Genomic DNA, 24391 nt, shown 5'->3' with positions numbered 1-24391 from the left:
GGGTCAGCGCTGCTGGCAGCTCGGACACCAGAAGAGGTTGCGGGCTGCCAGGTCCGCCGTGCGGATCTCCGTCGCGCAGATGTGGCACGGCTGGTTCGCGCGGCGGTAGACGTAGACCTCGCCGCCGTGGTCGTCCACGCGGGGCGGGCGTCCCATGGCCTCGGGGGTGTGTTCGGGGCGGACCGTGTCGATGCGGTTGTTCCGTACGCCTTCGCGCATCAGCTCCGCCAGGTCCGTCCAGATCGCGTCCCACTCCCCCGCCGTGAGGTCCCTGCCCGCGCGGTACGGGTCGATGCCGTGCCGGAAGAGGACCTCGGCGCGGTAGACGTTGCCGACGCCCGCGATGACCTTCTGGTCCATGAGGAGGGCGGCGATCGTCGTGCGGGACTTCGAGATCCGGCGCCAGGCGCGGGCGGGGTCGTCGTCCTCGCGGAGCGGGTCGGGGCCGAGGCGGTCGTGTATCGCCCGCTTCTCGGCGTCCGTGATCAGGGCGCAGGTGGTGGGGCCGCGCAGGTCGACGTACCCCTCGGGGTTCGCGAGGCGGAGGCGGACCGTGTCCGTGGGCGGCGGGGCGGGGGCGTCGCCGAAGTTCACCTTGCCGAAGAGGCCCAGGTGGATGTGGATCCATTCCTCGCCGGGGAAGCCCAGGAAGAGGTGTTTGCCGTGTGCCTCCGTCGTCTCCAGGGTCGCGCCGTCGAGCAGGGCCGCCGAGTCGGCGAACTTGCCCTGGGGGCTGGAGACGCGCACGGGCCGGCCGCCGAACCGCTCGCGGTGGTCGGCGGCCAGCCGGTGGATGGTGTGCCCTTCGGGCATCAGGCGGTCGGCTCCTGCGGGTGGTGCGCGGGGATCGGCGGGAGCTCGCCGGTGGTCTCGTACTTCGAGAGCATGTCGATGCGGCGGGTGTGACGCTCGTCACCGGAGTACGGGGTGTTCAGGAAGATCTCGACGAACTTGGTCGCCTCTTCCTGGGTGTGCATCCGGCCGCCGACGGAGATCACGTTGGCGTTGTTGTGCTCGCGGCCGAGGGCGGCGGTCTGCTCGCTCCAGGCGAGGGCGGCGCGGACCCCCTTCACCTTGTTCGCGGCGATCTGCTCGCCGTTGCCGGAGCCGCCGATGACGATGCCCAGGCTGTCCGGGTCCGCGGCCGTCTTCTCGGCGGCGCGCAGGCAGAACGGCGGGTAGTCGTCCAGGGCGTCGTAGATGTGGGGACCGCAGTCGACGGGCTCGTGGCCGTGGGCCTTGAGCCACTCGACGAGGTGGTTCTTTAGTTCAAAGCCGGCGTGGTCGGAACCGATATAGACGCGCATGATGCCGAGTGTGGCACGTCAGGGCCCGGGTAGCAGGCAGCGGGGTCGGGAGCTTCACCCGGCCTGGTACGGACCTTCGACTCTCGCGAGGTCGCCGTACGCCGATCCGGAATGAGGTCTTCCGATCATCCCTGTTCCCGGGGTTCAATGCTTGGGCTCGCGATCCGGGCACCCCCCACACACGAGGAAGCGTCGATGAACACGCAACCGACCCTGACGAAGGACGCCCAGGAGACCGGCACCGCCGGCGGCCCGCAGTCCTCCGACGGCCTCAAGGCCGGGCTCAAGAACCGCCACCTGTCGATGATCGCGATCGGCGGCGTGATCGGCGCCGGTCTCTTCGTCGGCTCCGGCTCCGGCATCGCCGCGGCCGGCCCGGCGATCCTCCTCTCGTACGCACTCGTCGGCGCCATGGTCGTCTTCGTGATGCGGATGCTGGGCGAGATGGCCGCCGCCCGGCCGTCCTCCGGCTCCTTCTCCGCCTACGCGGACCAGGCCCTGGGCCGCTGGGCCGGTTTCAGCATCGGCTGGCTGTACTGGTTCTTCTGGGTCGTCGTCCTCGCCGTCGAGGCGACCGCGGGCGCCAAGATCCTGGAGAGCTGGGTCCCGGCCGTGCCGCAGTGGGGCTGGGCGCTCATCGTGATGGTGGTGCTGACCGCGACCAACCTGGGCTCCGTCGCCTCGTACGGAGAGTTCGAGTTCTGGTTCGCCGGCATCAAGGTCGTCGCCATCGGCGCCTTCGTCGTCATCGGCCTGCTCGCGGTCTTCGGCGTGCTCCCCGGCTCGGACAACCCGGGCGCCGGATTCGCGCACCTCACCGACAGCGGGGGCTTCTTCCCGATGGGCGCGGGCGCGGTCCTCACCGGTGTGCTGATGGTCGTCTTCTCGTTCATGGGCAGCGAGATCGTCACGCTCGCCGCCGGTGAGTCCGAGAACCCGCAGAAGGCCGTCACCAAGGCCACCAACAGCGTGATCTGGCGGATCGGCGTCTTCTACCTGGGCTCGATCTTCGTCGTCCTGACGCTGCTGCCGTGGAACGACAAGTCGATCGTCGAGAAGGGCTCGTACGTCGCCGCCCTCGACTCCATCGGCATCCCGCACGCCGGCCAGATCATGAACGTGATCGTCCTGACGGCCGTCCTGTCCTGCCTGAACTCGGGGCTCTACACCGCCTCCCGCATGGCCTTCTCGCTCGGGCAGCGCGGTGACGCGCCGAAGGCCTTCGCGAGGACCAACAAGCGGGGCGTGCCGACGGCCGCGATCCTCGGCTCGGTCGTCTTCGGCTTCCTCGCGGTCTTCTTCAACTACAAGTGGCCGGACACCGTCTTCGCCTTCCTGCTGAACTCCTCCGGCGCGGTCGCGCTCTTCGTCTGGCTGGTCATCTGCGTGACCCAGCTGCGGATGCGCGGGATCATCCTGCGCGAGTCGCCGGAGAAGCTGGTCGTGAGGATGTGGCTCTTCCCGTACCTGACCTGGGCGACCATCGCCATGATCGTCGGCGTCCTCGGCTACATGGTCGTCGACGGGGGCAGCAACCGCGAGCAGGTCGTCCTCTCGCTGCTCGTGGCCGCGCTGGTGATCGCGATCGCGCTGGTCCGGGAGCGGGTCGGCAAGAAGGCCGCCGTCGAGGAGCTGGAGCGCGTGTAGCCCCGCCAGGTCCTCCCGGGCGTACGAAAGGGCCCTGCCGCTCCTCCGAGCGGCAGGGCCCTTCGCGTACGGGTGCCGGGATCAGCCCTTGCGGCCGACGAGCTTCCAGGCGGTCGGCAGGGCGCCCATGGCGAGCGCGGCCTTGAGGGCGTCGCCGATGAGGAACGGGACGAGGCCGGCGGCGACGGCCTGGCCGAGGGTCATGCCGGTGGCGAGGGCCAGGTAGGGCACGCCGACCGCGTAGATGATCGCGGAGCCGAGCACCATCGCGCCGGCGGTGCGCAGGACGGAGCGGTCGGCGCCGCGGCGGGCGAGGGCGCCGACGACGGTCGAGGCGAGGAGCATGCCGAGGATGTAGCCGAAGGACGGCATGGCGTAGCCGGAGGAGGCCTGCGCGAACCACGGGACGCCGGCCATGCCCGCGACCGCGTACAGGGCGAGGGCGAGGAAGCCGCGGCGGGCGCCGAGCGCGGTGCCGACGAGCAGGGCGGCGAAGGTCTGGCCGGAGACCGGGACCGGGGAGCCGGGGACCGGGACCGAGATCTGCGCGGCGAGGCCGGTGAGGGCGGCGCCGCCGGCGACCAGGGCGATGTCGCGGGCACGGCTCGCCGGGATGAGGTCGGCGAGGACGGTGCCCGCCCGGAGGGAGCGGGCGGGGGCGGCGGCGGTGCTCATCGGTACTCCGCTGGGTGAGGGTGGGAGGGACAGGTTGACGGTATGCCAGGAGTGAGCGCGCGATCACCGTCAGCCGCCGACAAAGCGACCGCCGAGCGCTTCGTGGAGACCACACAAAGCCGGCCGCTCACACCTCTCTGCGCGTGACGCTCATCACTGGGAACTCGTATGCAGAGGTCCCTTTTGCGCCAAGGGAGGTTCGCTGGAGAGACTGTGGAGTCTCCATAAATCGTCAGAGAGCACGAGCCCCCCACATGCCCGACCCCCTCGCTCCCCTCGCCCCCGAACCGGAGCCCCTCTCCCACGGCCTGAAACAGCGTCATCTGACGATGCTGGGGCTCGGCGGGGTGATCGGCGCCGGGCTCTTCGTCGGCTCGGGCGCCGGCATCGCCGTCGCCGGGCCCGGCATCGTGGTCTCGTATCTGATCGCCGGCGCGCTCGCGATGCTGATCATGCGGATGCTCGGCGAGATGTCGGCGGCGATGCCCGCCTCGGGGGCGTTCTCGGTGCACGCGGAGCGGGCGCTCGGCCGCTGGGCGGGGTTCTCGGTGGGCTGGCTGTACTGGTTCCTGCTCGTCGTGGTCCTCGCCGTGGAGGCGACGGGCGCGGCGCGGATCGCGCACGGCTGGGTGCCGGGGGTCCCGCAGTGGGGCTGGGTGCTCGTCTTCATGATCGTGTTCACCCTGGCCAACCTGGCGGCGGTGAAGAACTTCGGCGAGTTCGAGTTCTGGTTCGCCTCGCTCAAGGTCGGCGCGATCGTCCTCTTCCTGGTGCTCGGCGTGCTCGCGATCGCGGGGTGGCTCCCCACAGCGTCCACTTCCTCCGGCGGCCCCGTGGGCATGGCCAATCTGACCGGGCAGGGGCGGGTTCCTGCCCAACGGCTGGTCGGGGGTCGTGTCCGGGGTCCTCGCCGTCGTCTTCGCCTTCGGCGGTCTGGAGGTCGTCACGATCGCGGCGGCCGAGTCCGACGACCCGGCGCGGAACGTGGCGCGGGCGGTGCGCAGCGCGGTCTGGCGGATCCTGCTCTTCTACGTGGGCTCGATGCTGGTCATCGTGACGCTGCTGCCGTGGACCTCGATGAAGCCGGGCGAGTCCCCGTACGTGGCGGTCCTGGACGCGATCGGGGTGCCGGCGGCGGGCCAGATCATGAACGTGGTGGTGTTCGTGGCGCTGCTCTCGGCGCTCAACGCGAACCTGTACGGCTCCTCCCGGATGGTGTTCTCGCTCGCGGAGCGCGGGGAGGCGCCGAAGGGGCTGCTGAAGATCGCGGGCGGAGGGGTGCCGCGCCGGGCGGTGCTCGCCTCGGTGGCCTTCGGCTTCGTCTCCGTCCTGCTCAATCTCAAGTGGCCGGATTCCGTCTTCCTCTACATGCTCAACGCCGTCGGGGCGGTGCTCCTCTTCGTGTGGGCGCTGATCGCGGTCTCGCAGCTGCGGCTGCGGCGCCGGATCGAGCGGGAGGCGCCCGAGACGCTGACGCTGAGGATGTGGGGCTTCCCGTGGCTGACCTGGGTGGCGCTCGCCGCGATGGGCGCGGTGCTCGTCCTGATGCTGAACGACGACGGGACGCGGCCGCAGGTGCTGTGGTCGGCGGGGGCGACCGGGGTCGTCCTCCTGGTGGCGTGGGTGAGGGAACTGCGCACGAACCGGAATTGATTCTTCACCTTGTGTGAGGCTCGTGCCCGTATAGCGGACTCCTGTTCCCTCTGAGCGGTGCGCCCACCCAGACTGTGGGCTCCCTCCCCGTCTCAGCTAGCGAACAGAGCTCTCTCATGTCTCGGACCACCGCGCCCGCGCCGGCCGACCGCAAGGACGGCGCGACCGCACCTGCCGAGGGCCTCGCGCACGGCCTCAAGCAGCGCCATCTCTCGATGATCGCCCTCGGCGGTGTCATCGGCGCCGGGCTCTTCGTCGGCTCCGGCGCCGGCATCGCCGCCGCCGGGCCCTCGATCGTGATCGCCTACGCCGTCTCGGGCGTCCTCGTGATGCTCGTGATGCGGATGCTCGGCGAGATGTCGGCCGCGAACCCGGCCTCCGGCTCCTTCTCCGTGCACGCGGAGCGCGCCTTCGGCTCCTGGGCGGGCTTCACCTCGGGCTGGGCCTTCTGGTTCCTGCTGTGCGTGGCCGTCGGCCTGGAGGGCATCGGCGCCGCGAAGATCATGACCGGCTGGTTCCCCGGCAGCCCCGAGTGGGCCTGGGTCGCGCTCTTCATGGTGGTCTTCTGCGCCACCAACCTGGCGGCCGTGAAGAACTTCGGCGAGTTCGAGTTCTGGTTCGCGGCGCTCAAGGTCGGCGCGATCGTCCTCTTCCTCGGCATCGGCGTCCTCGCGATCCTCGGCCTCCTGCCCGGCACGGACGCCCCCGGCACCGCGAACCTCGACGGCGCCGGCGGCTTCTTCCCGCACGGCTCCGAGGGCCTCATCGTGGGCCTGCTCGCCTCCGTCTTCGCGTACGGCGGCCTGGAGACGGTCACCATCGCGGCGGCCGAGTCCGAGCACCCGGTGCAGGGCGTCGCCAAGGCCGTCCGCACGGCGATGTGGCGGATCGCGCTCTTCTACATCGGCTCGATGGCGGTCATCGTCACCCTCGTCCCGTGGGACGACAAGGCGGTCGTCGAGAAGGGCCCGTACGTCGCCGCCCTGGACCACCTGGGCATCCCGGCGGCCGGCCAGATCATGAACGTGGTCGTGCTCGTCGCCCTGCTCTCGGCGATGAACGCCAACATCTACGGCGCCTCCCGGATGGCCGGCTCGCTGGTCGCGCGCGGCCAGGGCCCGCAGGGGCTCGGCAAGCTCTACGGCGGGGTGCCCCGCCCGGCCGTGCTCGTCTCCTCCGTCTTCGGCTTCGGCTGCGTGCTGCTGAGCTACTGGTCGCCGGACAAGGCCTTCATCTGGCTGCTCAACACCATCGGCGCGATCATCCTGGTCGTCTGGTTCTTCATCGCCGCCGCCCAGCTGAAGCTGCGCCGCCGCACCGAGCGCGAGGCGCCCGAGAAGCTGGTCGTGCGGATGTGGGGCTTCCCGGTCCTGACCTGGGTGGCGCTGGCCGGCATGGCGGCGGTCTTCGTCCTGATGGCGCGCGAGGAGGGCACCCGGATCCAGCTGTACTCGACGGGCGGTCTGACCCTGCTGCTCGCCGTCATCGGCTTCGTGCGCCAGAAGTCGGCGGCCGGCCGGGCCTCCTGACCGACCTCCGCACGACGAAGCCCCCGGACCACCGCTCGGTCCGGGGGCTTCGTCGTGCCCGGCACGGCGGACCCAGGACGAAGGGCTGATCAACTTCCCACGCACCTACTGCTAGCCTGCACTTGCATATAGGTTGCAATAAGCCGTCGAAGGGCTCGGGCACATGGCGATCTACACACTTCCGGAGCTGCCGTACGACTACGCGGCACTGGAGCCGGTGATCAATCCGCAGATCATCGAGCTGCACCACGACAAGCACCACGCCGCGTACGTGAAGGGTGCGAACGACACCCTGGAGCAGCTGGAAGAGGCGCGCGACAAGGACCAGTGGGGTGCGATCAACGGCCTGGAGAAGAACCTCGCGTTCCACCTCTCCGGCCACATCCTCCACTCCATCTACTGGAACAACATGGACAGCCCGAAGAACGGGGGCGGAGGCGAGCCGCTGGCCGCCGACGGCGTCGGTGAGCTCGCGGACGCGATCACCGAGTCCTTCGGCTCCTTCGCCAAGTTCAAGGCCCAGCTGACCAAGGCCTCCGCGACCACCCAGGGCTCCGGCTGGGGCGTCCTCGCGTACGAGCCGATCAGCGGCCGCCTCATCGTCGAGCAGGTCTACGACCACCAGGGCAACGTCGGCCAGGGCTCGGTACCGATCCTGGTCTTCGACGCCTGGGAGCACGCCTTCTACCTGCAGTACAAGAACCAGAAGGTCGACTTCATCGAGGCCATGTGGCAGGTCGTGAACTGGCAGGACGTGCACAAGCGCTACCGGTCGGCCAAGGCCAGCATCCCGCTGATCTCCTTCTGAACCCCTGACTCCTGCTCGTGATCGTCTTCTCAACCTTCACCGGGCAGGCGGTAAAGAGGACGGCCCCCGCGATGACGTGAATCGCGGGGGCCGTCTGCCGTGTCGACTACTCGAAGTTCGGCCCGGCCGTCCGCGTGCGCTTGATCTCGTAGAAGCCCGGCGTCGAGGCCACGAGCAGCGTGCCGTCCCACAGCCGGGCCGCCGCCTCGCCGCGCGGGGTCGGGGTGACGACCGGTCCGAAGAAGGCGATCTCGTCGCCCGTCGGGCCCGGCACCGAGATGACCGGGGTGCCGACGTCCTGGCCGACCTTGTCTATGCCCTCCTTGTGGGAGGCGCGCAGCTCGGCGTCGTACGTGTCCTTGTCGGCGAAGTCCGCCAGCTCCTCGGGCAGGCCGGCGTCCGCCAGGGCGCCGAGGATCACCTCGCGGCCCAGGCCCTCGTCGTTGTTGTGGATGCGGGTGCCGAGCGCCGTGTAGAGCTTGCCGACGACCTCGTCGCCGTGCAGCTGCTGGGCGGCGATCACCACGCGGACCGGGCCCCAGGCCTGGGTCTCCATCACCTCGCGGTACGCGGCGGGGACCTCGTCGAGCCGGTCCTCGTTGAGCACGGCCAGGCTCATGACCTTCCAGCGCACGTCGACCGGGCGGACCTGCTCGACCTCCAGCATCCAGCGGGAGGTCATCCAGGCCCACGGGCACAGCGGGTCGAAGTAGAAGTCGGCGGTCGTCCTGCTCTCGGACATGTCACTCCTCGGTGGGGCCTCGGGAAGAAGGAAGAAGGTGGTGCGCCGAAAGGAGGCAACCCTCGGACGCGCTGGCCCATTCCCGTGTCCCGGGTGACAGCCGCACATGGGAGGATCGGTCCTGTTTCGAACGCGCCACGAAGGAGTGACCGTGCCCGGTGAGAATCTGTCCCGCGACGAGGCCCACGAGCGGGCCGCGCTGCTGTCCGTCGACGGGTACGAGGTCGTCCTCGACCTTCGGTCGGCGGTCGGCGACTCCGACGAGGCGGTGCGCACCTTCCGCTCGCAGACGACGATCCGCTTCCGTCGCACGGGGACGGGCGACGCCACCTTCGTGGACCTGATCGCCCCCTCGGTGAACGCCGTCACCCTCAACGGCCGCACCCTCGACCCGGCCGTCGTCTTCGACGGCGCGCGGATCGCGCTCGACGGCCTCGCCGACGAGAACACGCTCGTGGTGGACGCGCAGTGCGCCTACAGCCGGACCGGCGAGGGCATGCACCGCTTCGTCGACCCGGAGGACGGCGAGGTCTACCTCTACACGCAGTACGAGCCGGCCGACTCCCGCCGGGTGTTCGCCAACTTCGAGCAGCCCGACCTCAAGGCCCCGTACCGCTTCTCCGTGACCGCGCCCGAGGGCTGGACGGTCTGGTCGAACGGCGCCGGGGAGCAGGACGCCGAGGGCACCTGGCGGTTCGCGGAGACGGCGCCGATCTCCACGTACATCACGTGCGTCGTGGCCGGCCCGTACCACTACGTCACCGACACCTACACCCGTGGCGACCTGGAGATCCCGCTCGGCGCGATGTGCCGGAAGTCGCTCGCGAAGCACTTCGACGCGGACGACGTCTTCCTGATCACCAAGCAGGGCTTCGACTTCTTCCACGACAACTTCGACTACCCGTACCCCTTCGGGAAGTACGACCAGGCCTTCGTCCCCGAGTACAACCTCGGCGCGATGGAGAACCCGGGCATGGTGACCTTCCGCGAGGAGTACATCTACCGGGGCAAGGTCACCCAGGCCGCGTACGAGAGCCGGGCCAACGTCATCCTGCACGAGATGGCGCACATGTGGTTCGGCGACCTCGTCACCATGGTGTGGTGGGACGACCTGTGGCTGAAGGAGTCCTTCGCGGACTTCATGGGATCCTTCGCGAACGCCGAGGCCACCCGCTTCACCAACAGCTGGGTGACCTTCGCCAACAACCGCAAGGCCTGGGCGTACCGCGCCGACCAGCTGCCGTCCACGCACCCGGTCACGGCCGACATCCGTGACCTGGAGGACGCCAAGCTCAACTTCGACGGCATCACGTACGCCAAGGGCGCCTCGGTCCTCAAGCAGCTCGTCGCGTACGCCGGGCGGGACGCCTTCCTGGAGGGCGCGCGCCGCTACTTCAAGCGCCACGCCTACGGGAACACGCGCCTGGCCGACCTCCTCACGGTCCTGGAGGAGACCTCCGGGCGGGACATGAAGGCCTGGGCGAAGTCCTGGCTCCAGACCTCCGGCGTCAACAGCCTGACCCCCGCCGTCACCTACGACGCCGAGGGCCGGATCACCGAGCTCGCCGTCCTCCAGGAGGGCGACGAGCTGCGTCCGCACCGCGCCGCCGTCGGCCTCTACCGGCTCTCGGGCGGGGAGCTCGTGCGGTACGCGCGGGCCGAGGCCGACATCACCGGCGCCCGGACCGTCGTCACCGAGCTCGCGGGCGAGGCCAAGCCCGACCTGGTGCTCGTCAACGACGAGGACCTCACCTACTGCAAGATCCGCTTCGACGAGGGCTCGCTCGCGACCCTGCGGGCGCACCTCGGCGACATCACCGACCCGCTGGCCCGCGCCCTGTGCTGGTCGGCGCTGTGGAACCTGACCCGCGACGGGCTGATGCCGGCCCGGGACTTCGTCGCCGTCGCCCTCGCCTTCGCGGGCCGGGAGACCGACATCGGCGTCCTCCAGATGGTGCACGCCTGGTCGAAGTCGGCCGTCACCCTGTACGCGGCGCCCGCGTGGCGCGAGGAGGGCGGGCGGCTGCTCGCCGAGGGCGGGCTGCGCGAGCTGCGGGTCGCCGAGCCGGGCAGCGAGCACCAGCTGACCTGGGCGCGGTTCTTCGCGGCGACCGCCTCCGCCGAGGCCGACTTCCAGCTCCTGGAGGGGCTGCTCGACGGCACGGCGAAGATCGACGGCCTCGACGTCGACCAGGAGCTGCGCTGGGCGCTGCTCTCCCCGCTGGCCGCGCACGGCCGCGCGGACGAGGCCCGGATCGACGAGGAGCTGGCCCGGGACGACACGGCCACCGGCAAGCGCCACCAGACCCGTCTGCTCGCCTCGCGGCCCTCGGCGGCGGTCAAGGCGCAGGCCTGGGCGCAGGTCGTCGAGTCGGACGCCCTGTCGAACGCGCTGGTCGAGGCGACCATCGAGGGCTTCGTCCAGCCCTCGCAGCGCGAGCTGATCGCGCCGTACGCGGAGAAGTACTTCGCGGCGATCGAGCGGGTGTGGGACGAGCGGTCGATCCAGATCGGCATCCACGTGGTCCGGGGCCTGTTCCCGGGGCTCCAGGACCGTCCGGAGACGCTGGCCGCGACGGACGCCTGGCTGTCGGAGCACGAGTCGGCCGCGCCGGCGCTGCGCCGCCTCGTCCTGGAGGCCCGTGACGACCTGGCGCGGGCGCTGCGGGCGCAGGAGTGCGACGCCCAGGCCTCCTGAGTCCGGGTCGATGGGGGCCGCGGGCCGCGGCCCCCATCGGCAGTCGAACGTGCGTACTTTAGGGCGAGGTCGTCCCGGAATGTCGACGGGCGTGTAACAGGGGTTAGGGGAGCCTTCGGGCGCGGAAGACCCCCGGCATGAACCACAACACCCCCATCACCCCCCGCCCCCTCCCCCTCTCCTCCCGCACCGGCCGGACGCAACGCCTCGCGTCCGCCGACCAGTTGAGGGAGCAGGGCGTCCCCGCCGCCGAGGTCGCCGCGCACTGCCGGCCCGGCGGCTGGCAGCAGCTGCTGCCCGGCGTCTTCCTGCTCCACCCGGGGCCGCCCACCAGCGAGGACCGGCTGCGCGCCGCACTGCTCTACGCCCGCAGGACCGGGGCCGTGCCCCCACAGGGCCCGGACGCGATGATCACCGGTCTCGCGGCGCTGACCCTCCACCGCTTCTCCTCCGCTCCCCCGCTGACCGCCCTGGAGCGCATCGACGTACTGGTGCCGCGCACCCGGCGGCTGCGCTCGACCGGCGGGGTGCGGGTGGTGCGCGCCCCCGAGCCGCCGGAGCCGGTGGAGCTCACGGGCCTCCCCGTCGCCCCGGTCGCCCGCGCCGTCGCCGACGCGGTGTCGGGCCTCTCGGACGCGGAGACGGTACGCCGGCTGCTCACCGAGGCCGTGCGCGGCGGCCACTGCGAACCGGGCGTGGTGGTACGGGAGTTGAGCCGGGCCCGGCTGCTCTCCCGGCCGCACGTGGTGGACGCGGTGGACGCGCTGCTCACCGAGGGGCGCGCGCGCTCCGAGCAGCGCCTCCACGAGATGGTGCGGGAGTTCGCGCTGCCGGACCCGCTGTGGAACGTGGACCTGCGGCTGCCGGGCGGCCCGCACCTGGGCGGGGTGGACGCCTACTGGCCGGAGCAGGCGGTGGCCGTGGAGCTGGACACCCGGGCGCCCCGGCAGGACGACGACGAGCTGTGGACCGAGTACACCCGCAAGCGGGAGCACCTGGAGCGGCTCGGCATCACGGTCGTCCACCTCACCCCGCGCAAGCTGCGCGAGGCGATGGACCAGCAGGCCACCGTGGTCCGTACGGCCCTGATGGCCGCGCCGGACCGGCACCCCGCCGCGTACGTCGTCGTCCTGCCCCGGTGAGGGCCTACTCCTTCGGGGCGGTCCCGCAGAACTCGGCCTCGACGACCTTCTGGGTGTCGCCCGTCCAGTCGGCGTTGAAGTTGCCGGCGAGGGAGTGCTCGCCGTCGCGGGTCGCCTGGGCGAACGAGGAGGAGCCGTGGATGCCGCCGCCGTGGCCCCAGACCTCCACCCCGCAGCTCAGCTTGTCCCTCATGAGCCCGAGGCCGTAGCCGACGTTCGGGTAGTCGGGGGAGATCTGGACGGTGGTCGTCATCTCGTTCAGCCCCTCCTTCGTGAGGAGCCGGCCCTTGAGCAGGGCCCGGTAGAAGGTCTGGAGGTCGCGGGAGTCGGAGATGATCTCGCCCGCCGAGCCCGCGATGCTCGGGTTGAGCGCGGAGACCTCGTGGACGGGGGCGCTCGGGTCCCGGGAGAGCTTGGAGTACGCCGGGCTGCTGGGCTCCGGCATGGCCGAGCGGGTCCCGGGGACGGTGGTGGCGCGGAGCTTGAGCGGCTTGATGATCCGGTTCTCGACGGCCTTGCCGTACGGGCGTCCGGTGACCTTCTCGATCACCATGCCGGCGAGGACGAAGTTGGTGTTGGAGTAGTTCCAGGAGGTGCCGGGCTCGAAGTCGGGCTTGTGGGCCATGGCGACGGAGACCAGCTGCTGCGGGGTCCAGGTGTCGTAGCGGTGCTCCAGGAAGCCGGGGCCGAAGACCTTCTCCTGGAAGGCGGGGTCCTCGGTGTAGCTGTAGATGCCGCTGGTGTGGTTGAGCAGCTGGCGGACGGTGATCTTCGAGCCGTCGTGGCCGTTGCCCCGGACGACGCCGGGCAGCCACTTCTCGACCGGGTCGTCGAGGTCGATGCGGCCCTCCGCCTGGAGCTGGAGGAGGACGGTGGCCGTGAACGTCTTGGTGATGGAGCCGACGCGGAAGCGGTCCTCGCCCCCGCGCTCACCGGCGGTGCCGGTCCAGCGGTCGCGCCCGTCACGGGCCTGGGCGACGGCGCCGGGGACACCGTCGGCGACGGCCGCGTCCAGGGCCTGCCGGGTGGCCGCGTGGCCCTTGTGGTCCTCGTGGTTCGCCGGTGCCGCGAGGGCGGGGGTGGCGAGGGCGGTGGCCGCGAGGCCCGCGACGAGGGTGGCGGCGAGGACGGTGCGGGCGGTGCGTACGGCTGACATGCGGAGCTCCCCTGACGTACGGACGTGATCGGTCGTGCTCGGTCAGGGGAGGGGACCGCGGGATCCGGGGAGCGGGTTGAGAGCGATCTTGACGGTTGAGCTTTTTTCAGCCGTTTGCCGGGTCCGTGAGGCGGGAGCGGCCCACCGGGGGCCTCTCCCGCCACAGGTCGAGTCCGATGTCGACGAGTTCGACCCGGGTGAGGGAGGGCACGGTGTCGAGCGGATGCCAGGCGGCGAGGTCCGTGGAGCCGCCGGTCTCGTGGCGCAGCGCACCCCCGGTGACCTGGGCCTCGTAGATGATCCGCAGGCCCTGCCAGTCGCCGGGCACACCGAGTCGGCGCCAGGGGCGCCGGATGGAGTCGATGCCGAGGAGGGCGGTGGGCTCGGCCAGGTACCCGGTCTCCTCCTCGACCTCGCGGACGACGGTACGGACGGGGTCCTCGCCGTGCTCCATGCCGCCGCCCGGCAGGGTCCACCGCTTGACTCCGTCCTTCGCGACCCAGCGGGCGAGGAGCATCTCGTCGCCCCGGACGCACACGGCGTAGGCCGCCACCCTCAACTCCTGCTGCATGAAACGAGGTTAGAGCCAGTACGCGGGATACGTCCGCCCCGTGGCGCGCGCGGCCACCGGCCCGGCCGCGACCAGGAGCACGGAGGCGAGGACGAGAAGGCCGAGAAACGACCAGAACGGCGGGGCCTGGAGAGCCACGATGACGGCCGTCGCCGCGGCGGGCGAGTGCGGGGTGCGGGCCGTCGTCATCACGCCGAGCGCCAGGCCGCCCGCGACGGCCGCGCCCCACGGACCCGGGCCCGCCACGGCCAGGACCGCGAAGCCGGTGAGGGCGGAGAGCAGTTGGCCGCCGACGACCGAGCGGGGCTGGGAGAGCGGCAGGTCGGGGGCGCCGGCCACGAGGGCCATGCTGGCGGCGAGGGGCGGGATGAGCAGGGGTTGGCGGAGGACCGTGCCCGCCGAGACCAGGAGGAGGAGGGCGGTGACGGCGGCGGCCGTGGAGGCGAGGACGGTTCCGGGGCGGGGGCGGGGCGGGGCGGTGGCGGTCGTCAACCGGGCCTCCAGGGGTGCGGGGTCAGTCCACGGGCGGGTTCGCCGGGGAGTACTCCGGCGGTGACCAGCGCAGGGGGCTGCCGGACGGGGTTTCGATCGTGCGGTCGACGAGGAAGCGGGTCACCCGTTCCTCGGGGCCGTACTCGGTGCGGGCGCGGCCGCTGAGCTGGAGGGTCAGTCCCGTCTCCCAGTCGAGGAAGAGCAGTCCCGCGCGGCCGTCCGACTCCAGGTTGCCGAGGGTCAGGAACATCGAGTTGCCCGGGTAGTCGCGCCAGCTGAGCTCGCCGGGGGCGTCGACCCCGACGAAGCCGGGGTTGCCGCCGCGGTGGCTCGTGTCGACGCCGTCGGGGGCGGCGGTGGCGATGAAGAAGGTGTCGGCGGCCCGGATGCGGCGCATCTGGCCGGGGGTGAGCTCCTCGCCGTGCCGCACGGCGCCGGCCTCGGGGCCCGCGGGCTCGGAGCCGTACCACTCCCGTTTCTGGAGGTATTTCGGGCAGTTGGAGAAGACCTGCTCGGCCTCGATCGTGAAGCCGCGCGCGCTGGTGCGGGCGGTGCCGTTGAGGCGCATGCGGCGGCGGGTGCGGGGGTCGAGGGCGAGGGTGCCGACGGGGGCGCCGTCGGGCGTGCCCTCGGGGAGGGCGGCGGCGACGGAGACCGTGTGCGGGCCGGTGGCCCGGACGAAGCCCGGGGCACCGGTGAGCAGCGTGGACCAGACGCGGCCCCCGGCGTCCGCCGCGCCGATCATCAGCATCGGCTGGGCCTCCAGGAAGGCGGCGGCGACGGGGCGGATGGCGGGGGTGATGGAGCGGCCCACGTGGTCGGCGAGCCGCCGGACGCCGACGCGGTCCTGTACGGCTCGGGAGCCGGGGCTGTAGGCGGTGCTCACGAGGGCCTCCATGGGTGCGGGGTCGGCGGGTGCGGGTCGGGAGACCTGGGCGCTCTAGAAGAAGCCGCAGGTCGGGGCCGCCTCCGAGGGGGCCGGGGCTTCCTCCGCGCCCTTGGGGACCGAGATCTCCAGGCGGGTGCCGTCGGGGTCGTGGAAGAAGATGCCGCCGGAGGCCGCGCCCTCGCGGTGGGCGACGACGCCCTCGTAGGCGAAGGTGGCGCCGCGGGCGGTGAGCGCGGCTTCGGCGGCGCGGACGTGCTCGATGGACTCGGCCTCGAAGGCGAGGTGGTGGAGGCCGGGCCGGGCGGAGTCGTAGGTGCCCTCGGACTGCTGCCAGAGGGTGAGGACCAGGCGGCCGTCCTGGCCGAGGAAGGCGTAGCGGCTGTCCTTCTCCGCGCCCTCGCCGAGGACGTCGAAGCCGAGGACGTCGGCGTAGAAGCCGAGCGAGCGGGTCAGGTCGGTGACGTTGATGCCGACGTGGTGGGTGGTGAGCGTGCCGATCGCGGACATGGCGGTCCCCTCTCCGGTGCGGCCGGCCCCCTCGGGCTAACCTCTTAATTCGACTTTAGGGGTTAGAGGTGGAGAGAGTCAACCGCTCACGTACCCTTGAGGGGTTAGTTCATCGAGGAGGGTGCCCGCCATGACCGCCATCGACCCCCGGCCGCTCACCGGCGAGCCCGTCTCCCTGGACCTGCTGAACACCCGCTGGAACCTGGAAGGCGTCCGCCAGGACCTGCTGACGGACGTCGAGGGGCTCGCCGTCTGGCTCGCCGCCAACGACCTGGAGGAGCGGTTCGCCGCCGACGCGACCACCCTGCGGCACACCCTCACCGCCCGGGACGCGCTCGCCGCGCTCGTCGACCGCCCCGGCGACCCCGCCGCCACCGCGCGCGTGGACGCCGTCCTCGACCACGGCCGCATCCGCGCCACCCTCACCGCCGAAGGCCCCGGCGAGCAGGCCGAGTTCGCGGATCCCGCCTGGGGCCCCGGCTGGACCGCCGCCCGCGACTACCTCGACCTGCTGCGCACGGCCCCCGACCGGATCCGCGCCTGCGCCCACGAGGCCTGCATCCTGCACTTCTTCGACACCTCGCGGAACGGCACCCGCCGCTGGTGCTCGATGGCGGTCTGCGGCAACCGCGCCAAGGCCTCCCGCCATTACGCCCGCACGAAGGAGAGTTGAGCCGCGCGGCACGCCGACTCGCCCCGTCCAGACGGTTTCGTCCCGCCTGGCGGGTCCACGGCGCTGGCGGGTTTACGCCGCGGCGGTAATCCGACGACGGGCAACTCTCCCCAAAACCCTGCCCCTTGCGAAAGGCTGAGCGGTCATCCGGCATCAGCATCCGGACACCCTCCTTTCACAAACAGGGATGTAAATGACCACCCCCGAAACTCGGAGCTCCATACCCGGAAGCGCGACGCACGGGCCCAGACGCGCGGCGCGCATCGCGGCCGCCGCGGGACTCGTCGCGGCGCTCGTCGCGGCCGGTGCCGCGCCCGTGATCGCCGCCGAGGGCCCGGCCGCCACTCCCCCGGTCAAGTCCTCGGACCCGGCCGACAAGCTCGGTGCCATCGACGCGCAGCGGCTCACCGAGGCGGAGGCGAGCGGCGAGAAGAACGTCACCGTCCTCGTCGCCACCGTCCCCGGCGCCACCGAGCAGGTCGCGGCCCAGCTCGACGCCGTCGCCGGCGCCTCGGTCGGCAAGCAGCAGGACGCGCTCGGCTACGTCCGCGCCACCCTGCCGACCGGCAAGGCCGCGGCCGCCATCAAGGCCGCCACCCGGCTCTCCTCCGTCCAGTCCATCGACCTCCAGGCGGAGGTCGCGCAGGACGACCCGACGCCCGGCGCGGACGCCGTGAAGGGTGCCGTCGAGGGCACCACCGTCACGACGACGTACCCGGGCCCGGGCAAGGACACCCCGGCGAAGAACCCGTACAACCCCTCGTACGAGACGGGCGCGGTCGACTTCGTCAAGGAGCACCCGAAGGCCGACGGCCGCGGCGTGACCATCGGCATCCTGGACTCGGGTGTCGACCTGGCCCACCCCGCCCTGCAGAAGACCACCACCGGCGAGCGCAAGATCGTCGACTGGGTCACCGCCACCGACCCGGTGACCGAGGGCGACAACACCTGGCGCGTCCAGGCCGCCCCGGTCTCCGGCCCGGTCTTCTCCGCCGCCTCGCAGAGCTGGAAGGCCCCGGAGGGCTCGTACCAGTTCAGCCGCTTCCGGGAGAGCTTCACCGCCGGCGGCGACCCGAAGGGCGACGTCAACCGGGACGGCGACACCACCGACATCTTCGGCATGCTGTACGACCCGGCCGCCGGAACCGTCCGCGTGGACACGAACCAGAACAACGACTTCACGGACGACGCGCCGATGAAGCCGTACAAGGACGGCTACCAGATCGGCTACTTCGGCACGGACGACCCGTCCACCGAGGTCGCCGAGCGCACCCCGTTCGTCGTCGAGATCCGCAAGAACGTCCCGACGGACGCGTGGGGCGGCTCCTGGGTCGGCGGCACGTACGACTTCGTCAACATCGGTCTCGTCGAGTCCGCGCACGGCACCCACGTCGCCGGCATCACCGCCGGCAACAGCTTCTTCGGCGGGAAGATGAACGGCGCCGCCCCCGGCGCGAAGATCGTCTCCTCGCGCGCGTGCACCTGGTCCGGCGGCTGCACCAACACCGCCCTGACCGAGGGCATGACGGACCTCGTCGTCAACCGCGGCGTCGACATCGTCAACATGTCGATCGGCGGCCTGCCGCAGCAGAACGACGGCGACAACGTCCGCTCGCGCCTCTACACCCGCCTGATCGACCAGTACGGCGTCCAGCTGGTCATCTCGGCCGGCAACGAGGGCCCCGGCATCAACACGATCGGCGACCCCGGCCTGGCCGACAAGGTCCTCTCGGTCGGCGCGGCCGTCTCCCAGTCGACCTGGGCGGCCAACTACGGCTCGGCCGTCGAGAAGAAGTACGCCATGTTCCCCTTCTCCTCGCGCGGTCCGCGTGAGGACGGCGGCTTCACCCCGACCATCACCGCCCCCGGCTCGGCCATCAGCTCCACCCCGACCTGGCAGCCGGGCGCCGGCGTCGCCGAGGCCGGCTACACCCTGCCCGCCGGCTACGGCATGTTCAACGGCACCTCGATGTCCTCGCCGCAGGCGGCGGGCGCGAGCGCGCTGCTGATCTCGGCCGCGAAGCAGAAGGGCATCGCGCTCTCCCCGCTCACCCTGCGGACCGCGCTGACCTCGACCGCGAAGCGCATCCCCGGTGTCGCCGCGCACGAGCAGGGCGCCGGCCTCATCGACATCGACGAGGCCTGGGAGTCGATCAAGGACGGTGCCACCGCCCACGACTACAAGGTCCAGGCCCCGGTCGACACCGTGATCTTCCCGGCCCCGCACACCGGCACCGGTGTGTACGACCGCGAGGGCGGCCTCGAGGTCGGCCAGAAGAAGGTCTACGACGTCACCATCACGCGCACGAGCGGCCCGGACCGGCCGATCGAGCACGAGCTGGACCTCAAGTACAACGACGGCACCTTCCGCATCCTCGGCGACGACGAGATCTCCCTGCCGCTGAACAAGCCGGTCACCGTCAAGCTCCAGGCCCGCCCCGCCACCGCCGGTGTGCACAGCGTCATCCTGGAGGCCGACGACGAGCGCACCGAGGGCGTCGACAAGCAGATCCTCGCCACCACGGTCGTCGCGGACGACCTGGTCGCCCCGGGCTACGGCTTCTCCGCCTCCGGCTCGGTGCAGCGCAACAGCAGCAAGTCCTACTTCGTCACCGTGCCGAAGGGCGCCAAGACGCTGGAGGTCGCGCTCGGCGGTCTGAAGGAGAAGAGCCAGACCCGGTTCATCTCCATCCACCCGTTCGGCGTCGGCATGGAGTCCAGCGGCTCGACGACGTGCTACCCGCACTACAACCCGGCCAACACCTGCCGCCCGGACCTGCGGTCCTACGCGAACCCGACGCCGGGCGTCTGGGAGATCGAGGTCGAGGCCCGCCGCACGTCGCCGGACCTGGACAACCCGTACACCCTGAACGTCACCGCCCTCGGCGCCGACTTCGACCCGGCCGTCCAGACGGTCGCCGAGGCGAAGGTCGGCACCCCGGCCGCCGTCCAGTGGCAGGTCACCAACCGCTTCGCGGGCATCACGGGCACGCTCAAGGGCGGCTCCCTCGGCTCGCAGAAGACCGAGACGCCGACCATCCAGAACCACGAGAAGCAGACCCGGACCATCACCATCGGCGAGGGCGTGGAGCGGCTCGACATCGGGATCGGCAACACCTCCGACCGGGCCGCCGACCTCGACCTCACGGTCACGCTGGACGGCGCGACCGTGGCCCAGTCGGCGGACGGCGACTCGGAGGAGTCCGTCTCCCTGCTGAACCCGGCCGCGGGCACGTACACCGTCACCATCGACGGCTACTCGGTCCAGGCCGCGGGCGGCACCACGTACGACTACAAGGACGTGTACTACTCGCCCTCGCTCGGCACCGTGAAGGTCGACGCCTCGAAGCCGGTCACCCTGGCCAACGGCGCCTCCGCCCCGGTCTCGGCCGAGGTCCTCGTCGCCGGCGCGGCCCCCGAGGGCCGCCAGTTCTTCGGCGAGGTCCAGCTCCTCAACGCCCGCGGCACCATCGCGGGCACCGGCAGCGTCCTGATCGGCGCGGTCACCCCGTAACACCCGGAGCACGACAGGGGGCGGGCACCGAGACCGGTGCCCGCCCCTTCCGTGTCCGTGCCCGTGCCCGTGCCCTCAGGAGCGGATGCCGCCGATGTTGATCTCGGGGCAGACCCGCTCGATGAACTCGCCCACGGCGTAGCTCGACTTCCGCGCCGCCTCCTCGCGCTCCGGCTCCGCGTGGTCGTACCAGGCGCTGAGCCGTTCGAAGTCGGGGGCGACGCCCTCGGGGGCCTGCTTGCCGAGGTCCTCGATGACGTGCTGCCGCTTGTGCGGGGTCAGTTCCTCGGTCTTCCTCAGGTCGAGCGGTGCCGCCTCCCGGCAGAACGCGGCGCCGGCGGCGGACTTCTTGAAGGCCTCCTCCTCCGAGTCCCTGGTCAGCAGGAACCCCGTGAGGGCGAGGGTCACCGAGGTCACCGCGACGGTCGCTGCGACGAATCTCCTCCGCACGGCGATCACGTCCCCGCCGCGATCGCGTTCAGGTCGTGCTGGTCGTAGTGCATCGGCCAGATCTCGATCCGCATGCACGAGTTGTTGTCGGTGTCGGTGGACGCGTACCGGTGCCCCAGGTCGCCCGTGTGGCCGAACTCGTGGCAGCCGAGGCTCTTCCACTGGTTCAGGGACTTGGAGTACGAGGTGTTGAAGCGCACCCGGATGATGTCGCACGAGGTCCAGAGGGCGTTCCAGTTCGTGCAGTCGGTCCGCCCGTGCCACTTGGTGTCGCCGTAGGCACCGTCGTACACCTCGATATCGCCGCCGCCCCACGAGGTGGTGATGACGCTGCGCTCCAGCTCGGCCTTGCCGTAGCCCATCGCGGTGGAGCCGTTGGAGGTGAGGCTGAAGCCCTTCACCGCCTGGTTCCGGTTGTCGGGGTCGGTTCCGTTGTCGTCGTGGCTGGCCTGGGCCGACGAGGGGATGGTGAGGACGAGGGCGGCCGCGACGGCGAGCACGGACGGAATCCGGGGGAACGAAAACTGCATGAGCGGTCTCTTCCAGGAGTCGGGGAGGGCGCTTCGGTTGCTGTGAGCGGTCGGGGACATCAGCTCGGGGACGGGTAGGGAGTGGGCTCCGAACCGTCCGCCGTGGAGTCACCGGGAATCGGCTCCTCCGTGCCCTCCACCGGTGCCGGCGCGTCCGCCGCGTCACCCGTGACGATCGTCGGCTCCGACTGCGCCGCGGGCAGGTCGGCCGGCGGGTTCTTGGTGTTCGTGAGCCGCTTCAGCTCCATCACCAGATCCAGCGGGTCCCAGTAGAAGGACGTGGCGAATGCGGACTTCGGGTCGGCGGAGAGTTCCAGCCAGCCGCCCTTGTCCAGAGCCCGTCCCTGGGTGTTCACCAGCTGATAGCGGCTTGCGCCGTCGCTGGGCTCAAGGAAATAGAATCCCTTGTCGCCGACCTGGCTCCAGGTCACGTTCTCGACCTGATAGCCGTTTCCGGAACCGTCCCAGCCCCATTCCTCCATGACGATCGTCTGGGGAACGGCCGGATAGGTCTTGAACGAGGTGGTCACCTTGAGGGTGACGTCGCGGGCCTGGTCGACACCGCCGTCCTCGACACTGCCGATGGTCCGGCCGGGCGCGACGCCCACGACCTCCGCCTGGACGATGACCGGCGAGGTGGCGACCAGTTCACCGAGGTTCTTGAAGTCGAAGACCTCCCGGCCGGACATGATCCGCTCGGGGTGCGTGTCACGGTGCGCCGTCGCGGCGGAACTGCCGCCCGCGCTCCCGAACGCCGCGATCCCCCCGACGACCGCGACGACCGAGAAGGCCATCGCGATCCGCCCCGGAACGGACATCCTGCTTTTCCTCACGAAAACCCCCACCTAAGCCGAAAAGAATGGTTCGGAAATGGAACGTTCATCTCGCGATCAAGCAGGGAGGAACGTAGGGGACTCGCCAACTCCGCGTCAAGGGGAGGTAAATAACAGACAAACGAATCAGCCGGGGTCCGAGCAGTCGATACCGATGGATCCGGGCAGCGCCTTCTCCACCCATTTACGTCCGTATTCCAGGTCATCGCGCACCTTGCCGACATCCTCACCGGAATCCCCCGGCGGACGGTCGCCCTCGCGGAAGGTGATCGGCCCCTCTCCCGGGGGACCGGGGACGAGGACGAGCAGGCGCGTGCCCGGCCGGAAGTACGACGCCCCGGAATCCCGGGCCGTGAAGACCAGCCGGGGCTTCGCGGCCGCCGGCTTGTACGCGTGCTCGACGGTCAGGACGACCCGGACCCCTTCGTCGCCGCTCAGCGGCTCGACCCGCGCCACCGTCCCCTCGGCGACGTCCGTGGCACACGCGACCACGCTCTCGGCGGTGGGCTTGGCCCGCTCCTCCCCCTCCGGCACGCCGTTGTGGGCCACCAGATAGGCCGCTCCGGTTCCCAGGACGGCCGCGGCCGCCACACCGGCGAGCAGCGGGCGCGGCACGCGCCGCCGGCGGGGGCGCTGCGGCATCCGGACGACCGCCGCCCCGGGGGCGGTTCCGGTTCCGGCCAGCGCCTCGCCGATGAACGCCAGCTGCTCGCGCAGGACCGCCACGTCGTCCAGCGCGGCCCGCACCCCGGGATCCCGCTCGGCCCCCTCGGGCAGCGGCTCCCCGGACACCACCCGTCGCACGGGGTCCTGCTCGTGCTCGTTCCTGTCCACCCTCACACCACCTCGTCCGTGTGCAGCCGGGCGCGCAGGGCGCGCACGGCGGCGTGCAGTCGGCTCTTGACCGTTCCCTCGGGGATCTCCAGCGCCTCCGCGATGTCGGCCACCGGCAGATCGGCGTAGAAGCGCAGCACCAGGACCTGGCGCTGCGGGAGGGGCAGTTCCTCGAGTCCCTCCGCGACCGAGAGCGACAGGACCCTGGCCTCCTCGCCGGCCGGCTGCCCCGTGTCCCAGGGGCGCAGCGCCGTCAGCCGCTCGTCGAGCCGCTCCCGCCGGCGCCGCTCCCGGTGCCAGTCCACGGCGATGTTCGAGGCCACCACCGCGCACCAGGCGGCGGTGGACCTGGGCGCCCCGCGCCCCTTCGCCCGCGACTCCAGGAGCCTGAGCCGCACCTGCTGCACCCCGTCCTGGAGGTCCGCGTGCGGCACCCCGCCCAGCGCCAGGATCGCCCTCACCCGGTCCACGAGAGCCGCGTCCAGCGGATCGTCCGCCCCGGCGCGCCGGGCCTTCCTCACTACCGCCACCGTGCCTCCTCCCTCTGCGTCCCCCCTGTGACGCGGCAGCGGTCCGGAACGTTCGATCCCGCCCCTTGGACAATGGATTGGACAAGGCGGCCGGGGACATACGCATCATGGACCGGCAGCACCCTGCACATGCGTACGGAGGAGTCCCCGTGAAGGTCGGAATCGTCGGAGCCACCGGTCAGGTCGGCACAGTCATGCGGAAGATCCTCGCCGAGCGGAACTTCCCGGTCGACGAGCTGCGGCTCTTCGCCTCGGCGCGCTCCGCCGGCAGCGTCGTGGACGGCATCACGGTCGAGGACGCCTCCACCGCCGACTACACCGGCCTCGACATCGTGCTGTTCTCCGCCGGTGGCGCCACCTCCAAGGCCCTCGCCGAGAAGGTCGCCTCGCAGGGCGCCGTCGTGATCGACAACTCCTCCGCCTGGCGCCGTGACCCCGAGGTCCCGCTGGTGGTCTCCGAGGTCAACCCGCACGCGATCAAGGACCGCCCCAAGGGCATCATCGCCAACCCGAACTGCACCACGATGGCCGCGATGCCGGTCCTCAAGCCGCTCCACCAGGAGGCCGGGCTCACCGCGCTGATCGCCACCACGTACCAGGCCGTCTCCGGCTCGGGCGTGGCCGGTGTCGCCGAGCTGGACGGCCAGGTCAAGGCCGTCGCCGAGCGCGCCGCCGAGCTGGCCCACGACGGCGAGGCCGTGGCCTTCCCGGAGCCCGCCGTCTACCGCCGCAACATCGCCTTCAACGTCGTCCCGCTCGCCGGGAACCTCGTCGACGACGGCACGCACGAGACCGACGAGGAGCAGAAGCTCCGCAACGAGTCCCGCAAGATCCTGGAGATCCCGGAGCTCAAGGTCTCCGGCACCTGTGTGCGCGTCCCGGTCTTCTCCGGCCACTCCCTCCAGGTCAACGCCCGCTTCGAGCGTCCGATCAGCGTCGAGCGCGCCTACGAGCTCCTCAAGGACGCCGAGGGCGTCGAGCTCTCCGAGATCCCGACCCCGCTCCAGGCGGCCGGCAAGGACGCCTCGTACGTGGGCCGCATCCGCGTGGACGAGACCGTCGAGAACGGCCTCGCGCTCTTCCTCTCCAACGACAACCTGCGCAAGGGCGCGGCGCTGAACGCCGTGCAGATCGCGGAGCTCGTCGCCGCCGAGCTCAAGGGCTGACACGGATGCGAGAGGGGCGGCTCCCCGTTGCGGGGAGCCGCCCCT

Annotated in this window: 22 protein-coding genes and 1 pseudogene; 9 read left to right on the top strand and 14 right to left on the bottom strand. The window is 71.3% G+C overall.

Annotation, left to right across the window (positions count from 1 at the left end; genetic code table 11):
• Positions 1–3 precede the first annotated feature (3 nt).
• Both ACFYUS_RS11290 and ACFYUS_RS11285 read right to left on the bottom strand, forming a co-directional pair.
• On the bottom strand, positions 4–813 hold the full coding sequence (locus tag ACFYUS_RS11290) for an Fpg/Nei family DNA glycosylase (protein WP_388848628.1): 810 nt from the start codon (positions 811–813) through the stop codon (positions 4–6).
• Entirely contained in the window at positions 813–1307 is a 495-nt protein-coding gene (locus tag ACFYUS_RS11285; protein WP_041129238.1) for a ribose-5-phosphate isomerase, read from the bottom strand. Before ACFYUS_RS11285 ends, ACFYUS_RS11290 begins: the two co-directional genes overlap by 1 nt.
• Before the next feature lie 195 nt (positions 1308–1502).
• Between ACFYUS_RS11285 and ACFYUS_RS11280 the strand changes: the two genes are divergently transcribed.
• Positions 1503–2954 carry an amino acid permease gene (locus tag ACFYUS_RS11280; protein WP_388848625.1) on the top strand — a complete coding sequence of 484 codons (1452 nt, stop codon included), beginning with the start codon at positions 1503–1505 and terminating at the stop codon, positions 2952–2954.
• An 81-nt stretch (positions 2955–3035) separates the two neighbouring features.
• On the opposite strand, the gene ACFYUS_RS11275 is transcribed toward ACFYUS_RS11280, so the two are convergent.
• Entirely contained in the window at positions 3036–3629 is a 594-nt protein-coding gene (locus ACFYUS_RS11275) for a biotin transporter BioY (protein ID WP_388848622.1), read from the bottom strand.
• A gap of 254 nt (positions 3630–3883) precedes the next feature.
• On the opposite strand from ACFYUS_RS11275, the pseudogene ACFYUS_RS11270 reads away from it, so the two are divergent.
• From ACFYUS_RS11270 to ACFYUS_RS11260, 3 genes and pseudogenes are all read left to right on the top strand, one after another.
• Positions 3884–5282, top strand: a pseudogene (locus tag ACFYUS_RS11270) (amino acid permease).
• A 116-nt stretch (positions 5283–5398) separates the two neighbouring features.
• Positions 5399–6811 carry an amino acid permease gene (locus ACFYUS_RS11265; RefSeq protein WP_388848619.1) on the top strand — a complete coding sequence of 471 codons (1413 nt, stop codon included), beginning with the start codon at positions 5399–5401 and terminating at the stop codon, positions 6809–6811.
• A gap of 163 nt (positions 6812–6974) precedes the next feature.
• Positions 6975–7619 (top strand): superoxide dismutase, encoded by a 645-nt coding sequence (locus ACFYUS_RS11260; protein ID WP_388848616.1) that lies wholly within the window; start codon positions 6975–6977, stop codon positions 7617–7619.
• Between the two features lie 106 nt (positions 7620–7725).
• Here ACFYUS_RS11260 and ACFYUS_RS11255 read toward each other — a convergent pair whose 3' ends face one another.
• A complete protein-coding gene (locus tag ACFYUS_RS11255; RefSeq protein ID WP_388848613.1) occupies positions 7726–8361 on the bottom strand; it encodes a DsbA family protein in 636 nt (211 codons plus the stop codon).
• A 151-nt stretch (positions 8362–8512) separates the two neighbouring features.
• On the opposite strand from ACFYUS_RS11255, the gene pepN reads away from it, so the two are divergent.
• Both pepN and ACFYUS_RS11245 read left to right on the top strand, forming a co-directional pair.
• On the top strand, positions 8513–11059 hold the full coding sequence (pepN, locus tag ACFYUS_RS11250; RefSeq protein WP_388848610.1) for an aminopeptidase N: 2547 nt from the start codon (positions 8513–8515) through the stop codon (positions 11057–11059).
• Between the two features lie 137 nt (positions 11060–11196).
• Positions 11197–12201 carry a hypothetical protein gene (locus ACFYUS_RS11245; protein WP_388848607.1) on the top strand — a complete coding sequence of 335 codons (1005 nt, stop codon included), beginning with the start codon at positions 11197–11199 and terminating at the stop codon, positions 12199–12201.
• 4 nt (positions 12202–12205) lie between these two features.
• Here the strand turns inward: ACFYUS_RS11245 and ACFYUS_RS11240 are convergent, their stop codons facing one another.
• The 5 genes from ACFYUS_RS11240 to ACFYUS_RS11220 all read right to left on the bottom strand — a co-directional run bounded on the left by ACFYUS_RS11240 (position 12206) and on the right by ACFYUS_RS11220 (position 15816).
• A complete protein-coding gene (locus ACFYUS_RS11240; protein WP_388848604.1) occupies positions 12206–13357 on the bottom strand; it encodes a serine hydrolase domain-containing protein in 1152 nt (383 codons plus the stop codon).
• Between the two features lie 106 nt (positions 13358–13463).
• Positions 13464–13928 carry an NUDIX hydrolase gene (locus ACFYUS_RS11235; protein ID WP_388848601.1) on the bottom strand — a complete coding sequence of 155 codons (465 nt, stop codon included), beginning with the start codon at positions 13926–13928 and terminating at the stop codon, positions 13464–13466.
• Between the two features lie 9 nt (positions 13929–13937).
• On the bottom strand, positions 13938–14420 hold the full coding sequence (locus ACFYUS_RS11230; RefSeq protein WP_388848598.1) for an HPP family protein: 483 nt from the start codon (positions 14418–14420) through the stop codon (positions 13938–13940).
• 22 nt (positions 14421–14442) lie between these two features.
• Positions 14443–15306 carry a pyridoxamine 5'-phosphate oxidase family protein gene (locus ACFYUS_RS11225; RefSeq protein ID WP_388848595.1) on the bottom strand — a complete coding sequence of 288 codons (864 nt, stop codon included), beginning with the start codon at positions 15304–15306 and terminating at the stop codon, positions 14443–14445.
• Between the two features lie 54 nt (positions 15307–15360).
• A complete protein-coding gene (locus tag ACFYUS_RS11220) occupies positions 15361–15816 on the bottom strand; it encodes a VOC family protein (RefSeq protein WP_388848592.1) in 456 nt (151 codons plus the stop codon).
• A gap of 130 nt (positions 15817–15946) precedes the next feature.
• On the opposite strand from ACFYUS_RS11220, the gene ACFYUS_RS11215 reads away from it, so the two are divergent.
• Both ACFYUS_RS11215 and ACFYUS_RS11210 read left to right on the top strand, forming a co-directional pair.
• Positions 15947–16489, top strand: a complete 543-nt coding sequence (locus ACFYUS_RS11215) for a CGNR zinc finger domain-containing protein (protein ID WP_388848589.1) — start codon at positions 15947–15949, stop codon at positions 16487–16489.
• Between the two features lie 193 nt (positions 16490–16682).
• Positions 16683–20003 carry a S8 family serine peptidase gene (locus ACFYUS_RS11210; protein WP_388848586.1) on the top strand — a complete coding sequence of 1107 codons (3321 nt, stop codon included), beginning with the start codon at positions 16683–16685 and terminating at the stop codon, positions 20001–20003.
• A 75-nt stretch (positions 20004–20078) separates the two neighbouring features.
• Here ACFYUS_RS11210 and ACFYUS_RS11205 read toward each other — a convergent pair whose 3' ends face one another.
• The 5 genes from ACFYUS_RS11205 to ACFYUS_RS11185 form a co-directional block, all read right to left on the bottom strand.
• The gene (locus ACFYUS_RS11205) at positions 20079–20453 is read right to left on the bottom strand and encodes a hypothetical protein (RefSeq protein ID WP_388848583.1); all 375 of its coding nucleotides are present in this window, start codon (positions 20451–20453) and stop codon (positions 20079–20081) included.
• Positions 20454–20458: 5 nt separating this feature from the next.
• The gene (locus ACFYUS_RS11200; RefSeq protein ID WP_388848580.1) at positions 20459–20983 is read right to left on the bottom strand and encodes a hypothetical protein; all 525 of its coding nucleotides are present in this window, start codon (positions 20981–20983) and stop codon (positions 20459–20461) included.
• A 59-nt stretch (positions 20984–21042) separates the two neighbouring features.
• Positions 21043–21801 carry a hypothetical protein gene (locus ACFYUS_RS11195; RefSeq protein WP_388848577.1) on the bottom strand — a complete coding sequence of 253 codons (759 nt, stop codon included), beginning with the start codon at positions 21799–21801 and terminating at the stop codon, positions 21043–21045.
• Between the two features lie 141 nt (positions 21802–21942).
• Positions 21943–22650, bottom strand: coding sequence for a hypothetical protein (locus ACFYUS_RS11190; RefSeq protein ID WP_388848574.1), 708 nt, complete (start codon positions 22648–22650; stop codon positions 21943–21945).
• 2 nt (positions 22651–22652) lie between these two features.
• Entirely contained in the window at positions 22653–23180 is a 528-nt protein-coding gene (locus ACFYUS_RS11185; protein ID WP_388848571.1) for an RNA polymerase sigma factor, read from the bottom strand.
• A 149-nt stretch (positions 23181–23329) separates the two neighbouring features.
• Between ACFYUS_RS11185 and ACFYUS_RS11180 the strand changes: the two genes are divergently transcribed.
• Complete coding sequence (locus tag ACFYUS_RS11180) at positions 23330–24346, top strand: aspartate-semialdehyde dehydrogenase (protein ID WP_388848568.1); 1017 nt, start codon at positions 23330–23332, stop codon at positions 24344–24346.
• Positions 24347–24391 lie beyond the last annotated feature (45 nt).

It is taken from the genome of Streptomyces sp. NPDC004284, assembly GCF_042874035.1.
In the GTDB taxonomy this organism is placed as follows: Bacteria; Actinomycetota; Actinomycetes; order Streptomycetales; family Streptomycetaceae; genus Streptomyces.
The sequence above is the reverse complement of the archived record's forward strand: the minus strand, read 5'-3'. Positions and strand labels throughout refer to the sequence as shown.